The organism is Acidithiobacillus concretivorus, assembly GCF_018853445.1.
Classification (GTDB): Bacteria; Pseudomonadota; Gammaproteobacteria; order Acidithiobacillales; family Acidithiobacillaceae; genus Acidithiobacillus; species Acidithiobacillus concretivorus.
The window spans coordinates 43,017-58,487 of record NZ_JABELD010000118.1 but is presented as its reverse complement, the minus strand read 5'-3'; the positions used below and the strand labels follow the sequence as shown (position 1 = coordinate 58,487).

The window sequence follows — 15,471 nt, the reverse complement described above, 5'->3', positions numbered from 1 at the left end:
GCCTATGCACCCCGCCGTACATACATTTCCACACCCCAATGGCCGCCGTGATCTTCCAGGCGGGTATGGATCTCCTGAATACCGGCTTCCTGAAAAGATTGAACCAGACGGTTCAGATTGTAGGCATTCATTTGCATGTGCGGTTCTTGCAGTGGTTTCCCACGCAGGGCATTGACCAGCCAACGGCCACCCGGTACGTGGTGACTCAAAAAAGTGGACCACGGATGTCGAGGCGTGACTTGTGCGTATTTGAAATGAAAAACCGCCATTCCACCCGGTGCCAGATGGGTCAATAACTGCTGCAAGAGACGTTGTCCGCGTGCTTCAGGAATATGCTGAAACACAATAAAAGAAAGCATAAAGTCAAACTGTTTGCTGGCAATTTCCGAAAGTGGGTCATCGGCCAATAGCCAGTGCACATTGTGCAGATTGGCTAATTGGGCAAGGCGCCGGGCTTCGCTGAGCATCGCCGGAGCCACATCCAGCCCCGTTACCTGCCCAAAGCGCCGCGCCAAAGGCAAGGACAACCGCCCGACTCCGCAGCCAAAATCCAGCGCACTGCCCGTCTGCCAATGGGCGCCAAAAAAGCGCGTACATTGATCCAACACCATATTGACGTAACGCTGACCGGAATCCAAAAATTGCGCAAGCTGCGCATCAGAAAGTTCTTGCGCAGCATAAGCCGCCTCACTCAACACCCCAAAATAAGGCCGCTCGCGCGCAATATGCTGCCAATCGGCATTACTGTCAGGAAGCATGGCTTACATATTCGTATAGTAATGCACGGCTTCATTGATGTCCTCAATGACCCGCAAACGCCCGTTTTCGAGAATGGCGGCATGATCACAATTACCCAGAATCAGATCAGAATGGTGAGAGACCAGCACCATCGCCTTGGTGGCCCGCCGTTTCAGTTCATCCTCACAGCGGCGATTAAAACGCGCATCGCCCACCGAAATCACTTCATCCACCAGATAACAGTCAAAATCCACCGCCATACTGATGGCAAAACTCAGGCGCGAATTCATACCCGACGAATAACTTTTCACCGGCTCATCCAGATAAATACCGAGTTCGGCAAAGTCTTCCACCTGCGCCACCGTTTCCTTCACATCAGCCCCATAAACCCGGGCAATGAGACGAGCATTATCACGCCCCGTCAAACTCCCCTGAAAAGCACCCCCAAAAGCCAAGGGCCAGGAAACTGTCATACCGCGATGCACGGTTCCTGCATCAGCGCGCAAGGAGCCGCTGATAATCTGAATGAGGGTGGATTTACCCGCCCCGTTCGGTCCCATAATACCCCAGCGCTCACCAGGATGAATTTCCAGAGAAATATCATCCAGAATCAGGCGAATATCCCGACCATGGTGGATGGGGAAGGATTTGCTGATACCAGAAAGAATCAAGCTGTTTTCATTCATGGATATGGCCTTTCGTGCGCTATTTTTCATCTTCTGCTGCTGCCAGGATTCCATGATATGACAGCTTGATCCGGGGTAGCCACCTCTATACCCAAGGACAGGTAGTGCTTGATATTGCGCGTAATCACAACGTGATCATTGACCTTCGCTATGCCCGCAATCACTGCATCCGCCATGCCTGGATGATGACCAGCCGCTATGGATCCAGCTTCCAGTTGGCCGGACACTGCGGCACCAAGGGCATCTAACCCGAGGATTTTATCTCCATAAGTCGTCATCAATCCCAAAAGCCATATTCGGAGATCAGACGCTTTTGCCGTAGCCCCTTTGCTGTCCAAAAGCGCAATGCCCTTTTCGATCTCGTGGATCGTTACCACCGACATGAACACCCGGTTTTCCCTGTCCATGTTTTCCAGCCAATCCAGAAAAAGTGGGGAAACCGTATTCTGTACTGGCGAGAACATGGATATAACGTCAGTGTCAAGCAGAAAACCCATCACAACTCGATATTGCGTGATGGCGTTGGGTTCCGCTCAAATAAAGTCTCTCCAGGAAAAGTTTTGAGGTAGTGCACAAAACCCGCAGGTTTTGCCTGCATTGACTTGTGGACGGCTTCCGCGAAATCCACAGATACCAGTGCTGCAACCGGTTTACCGTGTCGGGTAATGGTCACCAACTCCCCATTCATGGCTTCATTCACCATACTGGAAAGTTTTGCCTTGGCATCTTTGAGATTGATCGTCAGCATGATTAGATCCCCCTCACAAAAAGTAGTCACTAGTGGTCACAATAGGGCTTTCATTCGGAAAATTCAAGCGCGAGTTGCCCAAAGTCAGCGTACAGCAAAGCCTTGCAGATTTCTGCCGAACAGGATTCAGTCAGACTGCATATAGTATCGGAGAAATTATGGATCGCTTTCTGAGCATTCCCTGGATGGAAGCCTACGCCGCACATTGCAGCGCAGATGCATCATTGGCAGCGGCACTGAAAGGCTTCAATGCCAGCATTGAATACGGCTGGCTGGACAAAGATTACCCCAAGGGATTGCAGAAACCCCGCCGAAAAAAGCCCAACTGCGCGTGCATGCCAGCCAGGAAACCTGGATGCGCATTCACCAGAGAGAACTGAGCGGCAAAAAAGCCTTTATGACCCAACAGCTCCAGTTTCGTGGTTCCATGCTGACCTTGCTCAAATATATGGACCCTTTCAATGCCACTTTCCGACGTATGGGGGACATCCCCGCTACTTTTTAGTTGCGGCCTGGGCATTGCTGGCAGCTTGTGCCTTAGGTTTTCTACGCTCAACACATCAGCGTTAGCTGCTTGGAGCAAGACCTGATATAATAGTGCAATTGTACAGGTGTAAGACATGCTCATCACCATCGATACATCAGTACTCATCGCGGTTGTCACATATGAACCAGGCCGAGATCGGGCATTGGAGTTCCAGGTGGCTGAGTCCTTGGGCATCAAAGTCCTGGAGGTCTAGCTCATGAAGGTCTACACATTCTCTGAAGCTCGTCAAAAGTTCTCGTCAGTACTCGATTCAGCCCAACTTGAAGGGGCGGTTAAAATCACACGCCGAGATGGTCGCGCATTCCTAATCCGCCCGGTTCAGGAATCTCCGTCTCCTCTGGATATCAAGGGCGTGAAGTTGAATCTCAGCCGAGACGAAATTGTCAGCTCTGTTCGCGAAGGGCGCGAGCGTGAAGCCCGCAGCTAACAAATCGTTGCAGCGAACGTTTGACCCGACACCCATATTTGCTGCCGCAAAAACGCTGGATGCGCATTCACCAGCGGGAACTGAGCGGCAAAAAAGCTTTTCTGACCCAACAACTCCAGTTTCGAGGCTCCATGCTAACCTTGCTCAAATATATGGACCCTTTCAATGCACCTGTCCGACATATCACATATTCGTATAGTAATTGACCGCTTCGTCGAGGTCGTCGATCACACGCAAACGACCATTTTCGAGGATGGCGACATGATCGCAGTTACTGCGGATCAGATCGACATGATGGGATACCAAAATCAGTGCATTATTTGACCGGCGTTTCAGCTCATCCTCACAGCGGCGGTTGAAACGCGCATCGCCTACCGAAATCACCTCATCCACCAGATAGCAATCAAACTCTACTGCCATACTGATAGCAAAACTCAAGCGGGAACTCATACCTGAAGAATAGCTCTTGACCGGCTCATCGAGATAAATGCCCAGTTCCGCGAAATCTTGCACTTTTTCCACGGTTTCTTTCACATCAACGCCATATACCCGAGCGATGAGACGGGCGTTGTCGCGGCCCGTCAAACCGGGCTGAAAAGCGCCACCAAAAGCCAACGGCCAGGAGACCGCCATACCACGATGGACGGTTCCGGCGTCCGCCCGTAGTGAACCACTGATAATCTGGATGAGGGTTGATTTACCGGCACCATTTGAGCCCATAATTCCCCAGCGCTCACCAGGCTGAACCACAAATGAAACATCATCCAATATCAAACGCTTATCCCTACCATGATGGATGGGAAACGACTTGCTGATATTGGAGAGTACCAGACTGTTTTCATGCATGCTTAGCTTGTCCCCCTGATTTTTGCGTCAATCATCCGATCCATTGCCTGCATGAGTGGAAGCATGGCATGCACGCTTTTCCAGGCCTGTTTCAGGCGTTTTTGGATGGCAGGTGCTTCCAGGTCTTTTCTATCCTGCGCTACAGCCAGAAGATCCCGATAAAGCCCGACTATGAATTCAGGACAATCGGGATCCTGTGCCAAATCGACTTGCGTGTGGCGCGTATGGCGCAAGTTTTTATCGAGAAAATTCCCCACATATTTTGCCAGTCGATCTTTCTCTACTGCCAGCTCCAGACGATCAGCAATCCGGTACAACTGTGCTTCTGGCGCTTTAATCAAAACGTCAAAGTTGACCAGCACCCGTCGCTGGCCGTTGGTCAGCAAAATGCTGTTCACCGTATGCGTCAACCAGAGCAAATAACTTTGGGTGCGGTCCATGCCATCACGCTTCTGCAGAGAATCGGCAATGCTGACAGGATTCCGCAACGCCAGAAAATACGCCACAGATCCACCGGCAACTTTCAGCACTTCCTGCCAAAATGCCAACAGGCGGCATAACCGGGGGTCTTTAAACGCAAAAGCTTGTGAATCCAACCGTTTACCTTGCAGCAAGGTCACGGCTTTTTCCAGATATCCGTTGGCAAGCAACCAATCCACCTGCCCTTGCGATAAGGGGGTACTTTGATACCACTGGGTACCCAATGCCTGGAGCATTTCCTCATTCAAATGATAAATGTCCATGTCCTCCCAAAAGCCTTTGGGATTAACATCGGGCACAGGCTCCATCAGATTCTGCCCCAATTGCGCACCCAAAGCCCGAAGGCCACAGGTCATGGCACTGGTACCACTGCGATGCATCCCTAGCACGGGTATCCAACAAGGGTTGGCCATAGTGATGACGCTCCTGTAATTCAGTCCTAAAGTGTCTCAGCATCCCGCCGCACATACATTTCAACGCCCCAGTGGCCGCCATGATCTCCCAGCCGAACATGGATTTCGTGAATACCTTCAGATTGAATCGTCTGCATCAGGCTATTCAGATTATATGCATTCATTTGCATATGCGGTTCACGCAAGGGTTTACCCCGTAAAAAATTCACCAAGAACCTGCCTCCCGGCAACTGATGGCTCAAAAAAGTGTAAAACCGGTTTCCAGGATTTACTTGCGCATACTTGAAATGGAACACCCCTATGCCCCCCGGTGCCAGTCGCTGCAATAACTTTTTCAGTATCCTCTGTCCGCGTGCTTCAGGAATATGTTGAAACACAATAAACGATAACATGAAATCAAAATGCATCTGGTCAATTGCTGAAAGCGCGTCATCCGCCAACAGCCAACGCACATTTTGGGCACCGAGCAAATTCGCATAACGTTGGGCTTCGCTGAGCATGGCGGGCGCCACATCCAATCCAACTACCTGCGTAAAATGCCGGGAAAGAGGCAAGGTGAGCCGACCTACTCCACAACCAAAGTCCAGGGCGTTTCCCGTAAACCCATTATCACCAAATAAGCGCGTACACTGATCCAGGACCATATTGACGTGACTCTGCCCAGAATCAAAAAAAAGGGCCCGTTGATCGTCAGAAAGTTGCGACTCCCGAAATGCAGGATCCCTCAATACCCCATAATAAGGCTGAGTGCGGGCAATGTGCTGCCAATCTGAGTCTGTATCAGACATTGGCAGCCTCATTAGTTGGGATCAGATCAGACGTCTTCCGGCTTATGTATTGCAACCCTCAAAACCTTTTTAAAGAAAAGTCTTCAAACTCCAGACTTAAATTGGGATTATAGGCAGGATCGGTTCTCTTTCCCCAGCAGGTTTTCATGTACCCGAATTCCTGCTCAAAAATCGCTTTTTTATCCGGTGTATCGTCATGCCCCCGGCTGAGGGATTCATGATGATAAAGTAAAGCATAGGGTGTAAAGACATTCCGGTAACCCGCCTTGAGCAGTTTCAGGCAGAAATCTACATCATTGAATGCAACTTTCAGGTTGATGGCATCCAGCCCACCGACCTCTGCGAAAACCGACTTGCGTACCGCCAGACAAGCGGCCGTGACCACAGAATAATTCTGTGTGGCAACGGCACGGAAATAATATCCCGGCTCGGTACCGCCCAGATAACGATGAACATGACCTGCCACACCACCAATACCGAGCACCACACCCGCATGCTGAACCATATTATTGGGGTAAAGCAGTTTGGCCCCTACTGCGCCAATCTCAGGGCGCAGCGCATGGCCTACCATTTCTGTGAGCCAGTCTTGACGGATTACTTCAATATCATTGTTCAGCAATACGATCACTTCACCTTGCGCATGCTCTACGGCAAAGTTGTTGATGGCCGAGTAATTGAAGGGCAAGGGGTAAGAAATCACCCGAATTCTTGGATCCTGCTGGATAGTTTCAAACCATGCCAAGGTCTGCGCTTCCACCGAGCCATTATCCACAATGACTACTTCCCAAGCACCATAGTCGGTGCGTTGCTGAACGCTTTCCACACAAGCTTGCAGAATGTCGAGTTTGTCACGAGTAGGAATAAGGATGCTGACCAGCGGCGCGGATGAGGGTATTGGATGACATACGCGATAAATCCCCGGCAAGTCTCCCGCAACCACAACCGCGCCCAGCCTCTCGAAATGGTCGGAAACAGCGCGTAGCCCGGCTTCCATATTGGCATCCTGCTCGTCCAAATCCCTGCTGTGACATAAGACGCGCGGTATATGGACAATCTGCTCATGCGTACAGTGGGCTATACAGCGCAGGGTCAGGTCATAGCACTCTGCTCCATCAAAACCCCGCCGAAAACCACCCAAGCGACGCACTGTCTTCGTATGCCACAAACGCAAATTGCCCATATAGTCATAGGCGGTAAAAAAATCCGGGTTCCAGTCCGGTTTGAAGTGTGGAGCGTACCTGCAACCCCGATCATCCATCCGATCATGATCTGCGTAGATCACCAGCGCATCGCTTTGGGATTGAATGGCTTTCGCCACAAAAACGAATGCATGCTCCGGCAGCAGGTCATGCTGGTTAAGGACCGCAAAAAAATCGCCATTGACCCGTTGCAGCAAAGCGTTCAGTCCTGCCGCCATATCGGATAAACCATCTACTTCTTCAAGAATGATACGCGCATCTTCGCGGTGCGCATTTTCCAGCAGCGCGCGACATTCAATAGAGATACGCCCATCCATACCCAGCAGGAGCTCCCAATGAGGGTATAGCTGATTCCGAACGGCAGTGAGCATTTTTGCAAGCATAGAGGGTTCCGCATCCCGCAAAAGCACCATCAGGCAGATTACCGGTTTTGCCTCTGCCGCCTGTATGGATGCCATAATCGCATTCAATTCAGCCGCCTTGATAGTGTCATGCCGCGCCAGAAACTCGCCGTAATCAGGACTATGGTAACGCTGAATTTTAAGACGCGCGGTGCGAATGTAAGCGTCTTGCAGATGAAACACTGCGCCACGCCAGGTCAGACCACCGCGTGCTTTACCGCTACTCCCCCGCAAGGCCACAAGTGTTTCAACAACGCGATGCGTTCGCCTGAAAAAACTCTCAACGCCACTGATACGGTGGACCAACAGGTGACTTTGTGAAAAAAATCCCGGTGCCCGCATTGGCGACCAAAACAAGGTAGCCACTGGACCCGGCAGATAGAACACTTCCCGTATTGAGCCACGCAAATTGCTGGAGATAGGAATTTCAAATTCAGTGCAGGCATCATCACCACTCTTGCCAAAAAAGCGGGCTTCACGGTCTCCTGTATGGCGCACCAGTGCCGCTTCCAGATAAAACCAGCCCCCTTTGGCAAAATCTGAGGTTATTTCTACCGAGAGGGATGGCCATTCAGAAATCCCCTTATATTCTCCAGATAGACCGTCAATTTCCGCAACATTTTCTTGAGGAACCAATCGCACGGACACAAGACGGCGCGGTAATCGTTCAATCCACCATTCCATAAACCGGGCAACAGGGGTTAGCGGTAATAGCCGCCCTTTGACTTGAGAAACACGTTCAGCATCAGATAAAGGCTGCGAGGGGCGCGCAACCTTCAACGTGTCCAGTCCAAATCAAATTCTGAAAGCATTGTGGAAGCCTCACAAGCCAACCGTTCTTTCAAAAAGGTTGCAGTGACTACATCAGTCATAGACTTCGGCATGTGCAAATTGCGGTGCGGCAGCGTCTTTTGCCGCCAATTGCGGGGTTTCCCCTTCCAGTGGCCAAGCGATCGCAAGTTGTGGATCATTCCACACGATGCTGCGGTCATATTCGGGATACCAGTATTCTGTCGTTTTGTAGAGAAAATCAGCCTGCTCTGATAAAACCACAAAACCATGTCCAAAACCGGGTGGTACCCAGAACTGTCGATGATTGTCCGCAGAGAGTTCCACGCCCACCCATTTCCCGAAATTGGGTGAGCTACGCCGAAGATCCACCGCTACGTCCCAAACCCGACCGGATACTACCCTTACTAGCTTGCCTTGCGGCTTGACGAGCTGATAGTGCAATCCTCGTAATACATGCTTGGCAGAACGGGAGTGATTATCCTGCACAAAGTCCAGGTCGCGTCCAGAAACGCTTTGAAAGGTCTTGCGGTTGAAGCTTTCCAGAAAAAATCCGCGCGCATCACCAAAGACCTTGGGTTCGAGAATCAGCACTTCGGGAATATCGGTAGGAATGACGTTCATACTTTCTCCTGCAAAATTCTAAGTAAATACTGGCCGTATCCGCTCTTGTGCAGAGGTGCAGCCAGGTTTTCGATCTGCGTGTTGTCAATCCATTTGGCCCGCCAGGCGATTTCTTCCGGACAGGCAATCTTCAAGCCTTGACGCTTTTCAATAGTGGCGATGAACTGGCCCGCTTCCAGCAAACTTTCGTGCGTACCGGTGTCCAGCCAGGCAAAACCACGACCCAGAGTTTGCACCTGCAGCGCGCCTTGTGCCAGATAAACGCGATTCACGTCGGTGATTTCCAATTCCCCACGGGGTGAAGGTTTGAGGCTAGCCGCAATCTCACATACCTGCTCATCGTAAAAGTACAGGCCGGTCACCGCGTAGTTGCTTTTGGGTTGGGCAGGCTTTTCTTCAATAGAGAGCGCCTTGCCGCTATGGTCAAAATCCACCACGCCATAGCGTTCTGGGTCATGCACGTGGTAGGCAAAGACCGTAGCCCCTGAAGTCCGGGTATTCACGGCTTGCAGTTCACTTTGCAGGTCATGACCCCAGAAAAGGTTGTCACCCAGGACCAAGGCACTGGGGGCATCACCCAAGAAGTCGCGACCAATAACAAAAGCCTGTGCAAGTCCATCCGGTGTTGGCTGCACCGCATATTGCAGATTCAAACCCCACTGGCTGCCATCACCCAGCAATTGAGAGAAGCGTGGCGTATCCTGTGGTGTGGATATGATCAGTATCTCGCGTATGCCCGCCAGCATCAGTGTGGAAAGCGGATAATAAATCATCGGCTTGTCGTACACCGGTAAAAGTTGTTTGCTGAGTGCCTGGGTTACCGGATGCAACCGGGTACCGGAACCTCCTGCTAAGATAATACCTTTGCGTTGAACTTGCTTGGGGTCACCACTCATGCCGTTGCTCCGTATTGCTGGTTCATCCATTGCCGATAGGTACCGCTGGTGACGTGCTCCACCCATTCAGTATGGTCGAGATACCATTGTACGGTGCGCTCCAGTCCTGTGGTGAAAGTTTCCTGTGGTACCCAGCCGAGTTCGCGGCCAATCTTGCTGGCATCAATAGCTTAACGGCGATCATGGCCGGGGCGGTCAGTGACAAAAGTAATTCGAGTTCGATAGCTTTGGCCGTCTGTACGTGAACGAAGACGGTCAAGTAAGTCACAAAGCGTATGCACCACATCGATGTTACGCACCTCATTGTGCCCACCAACAATGTAGGCCTCACCCTGTTGTCCAGAATCCAGAACTCGGGCGATGGCGCGGCAGTGGTCATCAAAAATTATACCCAACTTTTTATAGCGTACCAAGACCCGAAATATATCCCCAAGACCATCTCAAAACATATCATAAACCACCTTACATCGGAACTTCGAAATAAACATCATTGTAAATTTGCTCTCCCGCTTACTATCTCTTGACGTTAATATGTCGTATATCATCGCCTAACTTCGTTGCTTAATTAGTATTTAATTACGTCAAAGCTTAGATGAACAACACTATATTTAAATACCATAGCATCAGTTTAACCTTTGGTTAATTGATATGTGTAATAATGTTAGAATATAATTTCTCTGCGGCAAAACCAGACTTGATGAAAGAAAAGTCATTTGCAATGGTGTTACGCGCCATGTCACCTATTTTCTTTCTATAGATTGGATCAGAAACAAGTTTATCTAGAGCAATCTCCCATGAATGCCTATCATTTGCGATAATACCATTAAAACCATCAGTTATGCATCGCGTTAATGTGTCCGTGGCTGAAGCAATAGTAGGAATACCCCATGCAGATGCTTCAAATACCTTCAGCTCAGATTTTCCTTGATTAAAAACATTATCCTCAAGAGGAGCGATGCAAATATCACACTGACCAATGATCTCAAAATAACCAATAGAATCTAGTGGAGGGTGCTTTTCGATTCGGTCATCACCCAATGCGTGCAAAAAATCTGGTAATTGAATAAAACCAACAACAACTAATTTGACATTCCTATACCGGCGCATTATAGAATACAGCGGTTCCGCTGCAATCAAGAAATCTGCATTATGAGTTGGTGATCCAGAAAAATAACCCACTCGAATATAATTATCTTGCCGACTCAAAGAAAGAGTTTTAGCAATCTCAACTTGGAAATTGCTCAGTGAGTTTTTAATAACAAATACGTTTTTATTTAAAGGTGAAATTTCATTAGCCAAATACGGGGTTGTAGTTGTTACTGCGTCTGCTAACTGAATAACATGCCGATAAAATCGTGCTTCTTCACGATATGGGCTTGCCCATTCAGAATTTAACAATTCCGGTATCTTAGAAATACCTGGTACAGTGATTTTTTGTAGAAAAACTATTTCATCAAAAACAAGATCATCTATATCAAATATAATTTTAACACCATTTTTTCTGTATCTACTAATTAAGTTTTTTATAGCTGTACTTTGTTCCACGCGGATGAATACAGCGATGGTTGGATGCAAATCTGTAAACCATTGTTCACCAACCTCACCGGAATAAATAACACCACAATTCCATCCTTTCGTAGAAAGATAATCTATAAGATTAAAACAACGATATCTTAGCGTCTGAAATTTAACATGCTTAAATTCCGAAATGAAAATTATATCAATATTATTTGCATTTTTAAATAAATTTTTTACAAGATATTTATTTGCAATATCATCATCTCTATTGATAGCCTCTTTTGTTTCAATAGAATGATCTTTGCTACTTGAATGGACGGAAGAACTTTCAACCCTTTGTTTGTCAGAATCAACTTTTCTTGTCACTTCCAAATCGCTACGAAGTTCCCAGTTTTTATTAATAATTTTTTCGCAAAATTGTGCAGCTTTCGACAAAGCTTTTGAAGGTTCAGACCAATATTTTATCGAATTGTAATTGGGCATAACTGGATCATAAATTAAATTACCATCTATTAATTTATTATCAAAATTAATATTTTCAACGTCTGAATAACAATTTGCTATTATACTCAAATCTTGTTCGCTAATATCTCCATCTTGTATTCTTTCATATATAACTCGCCACTGAAGCCCCTCATGTGACCATTTTGCATTTCTATTTTTTATCAAATAAGATAACCAACCAATTATAGCTTTTGATTCTATTTGATTGATACTACGGACAGGGAAATGAGCTAGTTTCACTTCTAAAATGGCAAAATGCAAATGACGAACACTAAAGTCAAAGTCATGATTCCCTTGCCAAATTTGCACAAAAATAGATTCATCACCAAAATTAGGAATCACCACTTTTCTTAAACTTTTTTTAGCATTCCTACGAGTGATTCTTCGCAGAGGATCAGAGATATCGTTATAACCAATCCCTATCGGTACATAATTAGCCCATTCAAAAAAATATTTAGTATCCTTATGTTGTAATGTTCTTCTTAAGTAATCCTTATCATTTGAATTAATAAATTCATCAGCATCAATAATAACCAAAAAATCGAATTTTTCATGCTTTGTTAATTCAGTATAGCGTCTAATCATTTTTTCTTTCTGTGAGTAACCAGCCTCCATATCTGATTCTATTTCGATTGAAATGCCTTCTCTTTTCAAACTTTCTAAAATATCTCTTGTTCCATCTGTTGATCCGTTATCTATAATTATCAGCTTATCAAAAAAAATGTGATTATGACGTATAAATGATTCTATAATATCAGCTTCATTCTTAACCATGGTTAATAATATAATTTTTTTAAATTGTTCAGAATTTTCGCTGTGATCAATTTGAGAATCACAAAAATTATCGTTATTCGATTCGTTGATTTTTCTCTCAAGAATCTTCACATATTCTTTTTGCTCGAGTAGCATTTTGTTATAATCAGTGCTAATATCTTCAATGGTTTTTTTATAGTCTATTTTTGTAGAGTATAATTCATATTTATATTTTCTTATTTTTAAATAAATATTAATCACTGGTAGATTAAGAAATTTGTTTACTAGATAAATTTTTACAAAAAAAATAGAACTTTTAAGCTCGACATTTCTTTCTGTAGATTGATATAATTGATATATAATTGATTCTTTAGAATAACCAAATTCTAGCCTTCGCATATAGTAAGAGAGTCCTTCATGGTCTGGCCTTCTATTTAGAATGAGCAAATAAGCCTCGTTAATAAAGCTTGAGCCTTCAAACTTAAGCAACCGCTTTATATCCTTTCCTTCTTTCATTTTTATCCTTTGTTTGTTTGAATTTAAATTTATGTTATAAATTATCAAAACTATCACATTTTAATGATTGTAATAGACGCCCTATCTTATCGAAATAATCTGCAATTTCAATTTAGATCATGATGCTTTCACTCTTTTTATTGCCAGACCTGAGATCGCCAATCCGAACAGCGTCATAACAATCAAGACTAATAAAGTATATGGAATATTATAGTAACTAGGAACAACACTCCCGAAATAACCATGATGAAAATAATCCACTGCATCAATCAAAGGAAAGTATAATAAATAACTACGATACGGCTCAGGAATAATAAATGTTGGAATAAATACCCCGCTAAATGGTAGCATTAGATATAAAAAAATATGTGATGTTTTTTCTATAGTTTCGCTCAATTCTGCTAGACCTGCCATAATCAGTACAAATCCAAAGGAAAACCAAATGATCAACATATAACCTAATGCCATCGTCAAGACGCTGGCGGGGTAATGGCAGATACCTATCACGACAAAAATCGGAAACAAGAACAAAAAAACAGCCATACTACTGGAAAATTCCAGAAAAATTCGCGAATACACAATATCCATTGGTCTGATAGGTTGATGGTGTAAAAGTGCTCGATTGATATTAATGGCACCAGTCACACGACCTGTACCGTTTCTCCAAAACAGTAAAGTCGGGTAGCTGACCGCAAGATATTCTGCAGGACTGATTCCATATGGGTATGCAGAATCAATAAATGAAAAGATAATCATTACACCAATCACAAAAAGGGCTGGCTCTGCAATCATCCACAGCATCCCCAGCCCTTCCCGTCCAAATCGGGTGACCGTTTCCCGCAACATCAACGCCCAGATCACCCGCAGTTGCAGGCGCAATTGATACCAAAATGTTTCCTTTGGTGCGCTACCGTTCATGGTGTTCCTTCACGCCTGCATACAAGATGCTTATCACGCCCCAGACCATTAGAGAAACAATCAATACCGCGAGAATATCCTCAAATCGTTTGGGTGCCTGCGGTGCATCCGGCAAATTTGGGCGGCTTATTGTTTCCAGATACAGCTCCTGCTTCTGAGCCGTCAACCGTGCCTGTTCCAGCGACGTCACCGCCGCTTCCAACAACTTTTGTGCCAGCAATTGATTGACGGTCAGCCTTTCAAATTCAATATCCTTGCTGGCTAGTGATTCCCTGTCCCCAGTCACCTTGGACTGTTCGGCAGCAATTTCGCCTTTCAGCGCCTGAATACTGCTTTTGAGAACTGGTATCTGCGGGTTGTCCGGAGCGTGAGCGGCAATGGACTGTAATTCGGTTTGCATGGCGATTAACTGGTCCTGCAATTTGCTGACCATGCCGAGTTGCAAACTGCTTTGTGCGGGTGGGCTGAATACCCGGCGGTTATTGCGGTATTCGGCCAGGGCCAGGGTGGCATCCCTTAGGGTCCGTTTGGCTTGTTCAACATCTTGCTTGGCATAATCCACAGCGCGATGGCGGGCCGTATCATTCAGTTGATTGACTATATCCTGACTTTTTTCCAGTAAAAAATCATTAATTTTCTGGGCATTATGGGCGTTAAAAGCACGGACTTTCAGTTCGCTGATGCCGTTGGTACTGTCCAGCGTATCGGCCACCATATTCTGGTAGTAACGCCACAGGCGCACCATGGATGAATAAGGATGAAACACGCCACCAAAGCGGTTGAAAATATCTATCTGGTCGTTGCCATAAACCTGCTTCAGCGGATACAGCTTGTTGACCGCCATCATGCCGTCCCAGGACGAAATGTAAGAACTGATGGTCTGTGCTGCACTGGTGGAATTACTGCCGCCCAGATTACTGAGCAGGGAGGCTAGTCCACTGCTACTCACCCGCTGGTTGGGACTGTACACCACAAAACGGGCTTCGCTAATGTAAATAGGAGAAGCTATGAACCCAAAATACAGGACGGAAAGCCCTGTAGGAACAAGGACAATCCAGATAAACAGTTTGTTCAGATTCTTGATTCGTGTCCAAAGTGGTTTGATCACACAGCATCCTTAAAAGTTATTAAAACCATTCTGCATAATCAACACAGTCTGACAAGCCTTGAAAAAATCCTAGTTACATTAGCGTTGCGAGTCCAAAGCCTTCACAATGGCCGCTTGTGCATTGTGCGAAAGCTGGGGTGTTTCGTCAACCTTACACATGTTACGCATTCAGCATCGCCTGGACTTTCTGCCTTACGGCTCAATTTTCTTTTTCGCGGATATTTTCTTGCGGCATAATGCCAATCGTGATGGTTCCCGTCATCCAGTAATCCACCCCTTTGGTCCATAATCTCGCCATGCAGGTCAGTAGGGTGTCGATGGCCGGATCACTTCGCCAGCAAAGGCAGTGCGGGACATTTGAAAACTCTCGCCAGAATCCTAGCCGAGACGTAAAAAATGGTTTGGCAAGAATTCCAACCCATTGTTTTATTTGGTGCTGGCGAGAGGAATCGAACCCCAGACCCACTGATTACAAATCTCAAAGCCGGGCATTTATGGCACTTTATCAACCCCCATGTATCTTGATGTATCAAACACTTAGGCAGATACTACGGCTAAGGACAATACACCGT

16 protein-coding genes are annotated in these 15,471 nt (G+C 46.5%); 3 read left to right on the top strand and 13 right to left on the bottom strand.

Annotated elements, in window-relative coordinates; genetic code table 11:
- Nucleotides 1-2: 2 nt before the first annotated feature.
- From HJG40_RS13095 to HJG40_RS13080, 4 genes are read right to left on the bottom strand one after another with little or no spacing between them, the layout of a single operon-like run.
- The gene (locus HJG40_RS13095; RefSeq protein ID WP_215864597.1) at nt 3-758 is read right to left on the bottom strand and encodes a class I SAM-dependent methyltransferase; all 756 of its coding nucleotides are present in this window, start codon (nt 756-758) and stop codon (nt 3-5) included.
- 3 nt (nt 759-761) lie between these two features.
- On the bottom strand, nt 762-1,454 hold the full coding sequence (locus HJG40_RS13090; protein ID WP_226857448.1) for an ABC transporter ATP-binding protein: 693 nt from the start codon (nt 1,452-1,454) through the stop codon (nt 762-764).
- A complete protein-coding gene (locus tag HJG40_RS13085; RefSeq protein ID WP_226857447.1) occupies nt 1,451-1,921 on the bottom strand; it encodes a PIN domain-containing protein in 471 nt (156 codons plus the stop codon). Before HJG40_RS13085 ends, HJG40_RS13090 begins: the two co-directional genes overlap by 4 nt.
- Complete coding sequence (locus HJG40_RS13080) at nt 1,921-2,172, bottom strand: type II toxin-antitoxin system Phd/YefM family antitoxin (protein ID WP_215864596.1); 252 nt, start codon at nt 2,170-2,172, stop codon at nt 1,921-1,923. The genes HJG40_RS13085 and HJG40_RS13080 overlap by 1 nt, the downstream gene beginning before the upstream one ends.
- Nucleotides 2,173-2,330: 158 nt before the next feature.
- Between HJG40_RS13080 and HJG40_RS13075 the strand changes: the two genes are divergently transcribed.
- The 3 genes from HJG40_RS13075 (at nt 2,331) to HJG40_RS13065 (ending at nt 3,146) form a co-directional block, all read left to right on the top strand.
- Nucleotides 2,331-2,552: a hypothetical protein gene (locus HJG40_RS13075; RefSeq protein ID WP_215864604.1), complete on the top strand. Its 222-nt coding sequence runs from the start codon at nt 2,331-2,333 to the stop codon at nt 2,550-2,552.
- Entirely contained in the window at nt 2,528-2,677 is a 150-nt protein-coding gene (locus HJG40_RS13070) for a hypothetical protein (protein WP_264317572.1), read from the top strand. Before HJG40_RS13075 ends, HJG40_RS13070 begins: the two co-directional genes overlap by 25 nt.
- A 238-nt stretch (nt 2,678-2,915) precedes the next feature.
- Complete coding sequence (locus tag HJG40_RS13065) at nt 2,916-3,146, top strand: type II toxin-antitoxin system Phd/YefM family antitoxin (RefSeq protein WP_215864594.1); 231 nt, start codon at nt 2,916-2,918, stop codon at nt 3,144-3,146.
- A 183-nt stretch (nt 3,147-3,329) separates the two neighbouring features.
- Here HJG40_RS13065 and HJG40_RS13060 read toward each other — a convergent pair whose 3' ends face one another.
- From HJG40_RS13060 to HJG40_RS13020, 9 genes are all read right to left on the bottom strand, one after another.
- Nucleotides 3,330-3,992, bottom strand: a complete 663-nt coding sequence (locus HJG40_RS13060) for an ABC transporter ATP-binding protein (protein WP_215864593.1) — start codon at nt 3,990-3,992, stop codon at nt 3,330-3,332.
- A gap of 2 nt (nt 3,993-3,994) precedes the next feature.
- Nucleotides 3,995-4,885, bottom strand: coding sequence for a sulfotransferase family protein (locus HJG40_RS13055; RefSeq protein ID WP_215864592.1), 891 nt, complete (start codon nt 4,883-4,885; stop codon nt 3,995-3,997).
- A gap of 26 nt (nt 4,886-4,911) precedes the next feature.
- Nucleotides 4,912-5,673: a class I SAM-dependent methyltransferase gene (locus HJG40_RS13050; protein WP_215864591.1), complete on the bottom strand. Its 762-nt coding sequence runs from the start codon at nt 5,671-5,673 to the stop codon at nt 4,912-4,914.
- Between the two features lie 58 nt (nt 5,674-5,731).
- The gene (locus tag HJG40_RS13045; protein WP_215864590.1) at nt 5,732-7,957 is read right to left on the bottom strand and encodes a glycosyltransferase family 2 protein; all 2,226 of its coding nucleotides are present in this window, start codon (nt 7,955-7,957) and stop codon (nt 5,732-5,734) included.
- 180 nt (nt 7,958-8,137) lie between these two features.
- Entirely contained in the window at nt 8,138-8,686 is a 549-nt protein-coding gene (gene rfbC / locus HJG40_RS13040; RefSeq protein ID WP_215864589.1) for a dTDP-4-dehydrorhamnose 3,5-epimerase, read from the bottom strand.
- On the bottom strand, nt 8,683-9,582 hold the full coding sequence (gene rfbA / locus HJG40_RS13035) for a glucose-1-phosphate thymidylyltransferase RfbA (RefSeq protein ID WP_215864588.1): 900 nt from the start codon (nt 9,580-9,582) through the stop codon (nt 8,683-8,685). The genes rfbC and rfbA overlap by 4 nt, the downstream gene beginning before the upstream one ends.
- A 639-nt stretch (nt 9,583-10,221) precedes the next feature.
- Complete coding sequence (locus tag HJG40_RS13030; protein WP_215864587.1) at nt 10,222-12,873, bottom strand: glycosyltransferase; 2,652 nt, start codon at nt 12,871-12,873, stop codon at nt 10,222-10,224.
- A gap of 117 nt (nt 12,874-12,990) precedes the next feature.
- Nucleotides 12,991-13,791, bottom strand: coding sequence for an ABC transporter permease (locus tag HJG40_RS13025; protein ID WP_215864586.1), 801 nt, complete (start codon nt 13,789-13,791; stop codon nt 12,991-12,993).
- Nucleotides 13,781-14,899: a KpsE/RkpR family capsule polysaccharide export protein gene (locus HJG40_RS13020; protein WP_215864585.1), complete on the bottom strand. Its 1,119-nt coding sequence runs from the start codon at nt 14,897-14,899 to the stop codon at nt 13,781-13,783. Before HJG40_RS13020 ends, HJG40_RS13025 begins: the two co-directional genes overlap by 11 nt.
- Nucleotides 14,900-15,471 lie beyond the last annotated feature (572 nt).

Coding starts and splice junctions, on each gene's coding strand:
- HJG40_RS13095 (WP_215864597.1), bottom strand. CDS start 758: ATGCTTCCTGACAGTAATGCCGATTGGCAGCATATTGCGCGCGAGCGG.
- HJG40_RS13090 (WP_226857448.1), bottom strand. CDS start 1,454: ATGAAAAATAGCGCACGAAAGGCCATATCCATGAATGAAAACAGCTTG.
- HJG40_RS13085 (WP_226857447.1), bottom strand. CDS start 1,921: ATGGGTTTTCTGCTTGACACTGACGTTATATCCATGTTCTCGCCAGTA.
- HJG40_RS13080 (WP_215864596.1), bottom strand. CDS start 2,172: ATGCTGACGATCAATCTCAAAGATGCCAAGGCAAAACTTTCCAGTATG.
- HJG40_RS13075 (WP_215864604.1), top strand. CDS start 2,331: ATGGATCGCTTTCTGAGCATTCCCTGGATGGAAGCCTACGCCGCACAT.
- HJG40_RS13070 (WP_264317572.1), top strand. CDS start 2,528: ATGCGCATTCACCAGAGAGAACTGAGCGGCAAAAAAGCCTTTATGACC.
- HJG40_RS13065 (WP_215864594.1), top strand. CDS start 2,916: ATGAAGGTCTACACATTCTCTGAAGCTCGTCAAAAGTTCTCGTCAGTA.
- HJG40_RS13060 (WP_215864593.1), bottom strand. CDS start 3,992: ATGCATGAAAACAGTCTGGTACTCTCCAATATCAGCAAGTCGTTTCCC.
- HJG40_RS13055 (WP_215864592.1), bottom strand. CDS start 4,885: ATGGCCAACCCTTGTTGGATACCCGTGCTAGGGATGCATCGCAGTGGT.
- HJG40_RS13050 (WP_215864591.1), bottom strand. CDS start 5,673: ATGTCTGATACAGACTCAGATTGGCAGCACATTGCCCGCACTCAGCCT.
- HJG40_RS13045 (WP_215864590.1), bottom strand. CDS start 7,957: ATGGAATGGTGGATTGAACGATTACCGCGCCGTCTTGTGTCCGTGCGA.
- rfbC (WP_215864589.1), bottom strand. CDS start 8,686: ATGAACGTCATTCCTACCGATATTCCCGAAGTGCTGATTCTCGAACCC.
- rfbA (WP_215864588.1), bottom strand. CDS start 9,582: ATGAGTGGTGACCCCAAGCAAGTTCAACGCAAAGGTATTATCTTAGCA.
- HJG40_RS13030 (WP_215864587.1), bottom strand. CDS start 12,873: ATGAAAGAAGGAAAGGATATAAAGCGGTTGCTTAAGTTTGAAGGCTCA.
- HJG40_RS13025 (WP_215864586.1), bottom strand. CDS start 13,791: ATGAACGGTAGCGCACCAAAGGAAACATTTTGGTATCAATTGCGCCTG.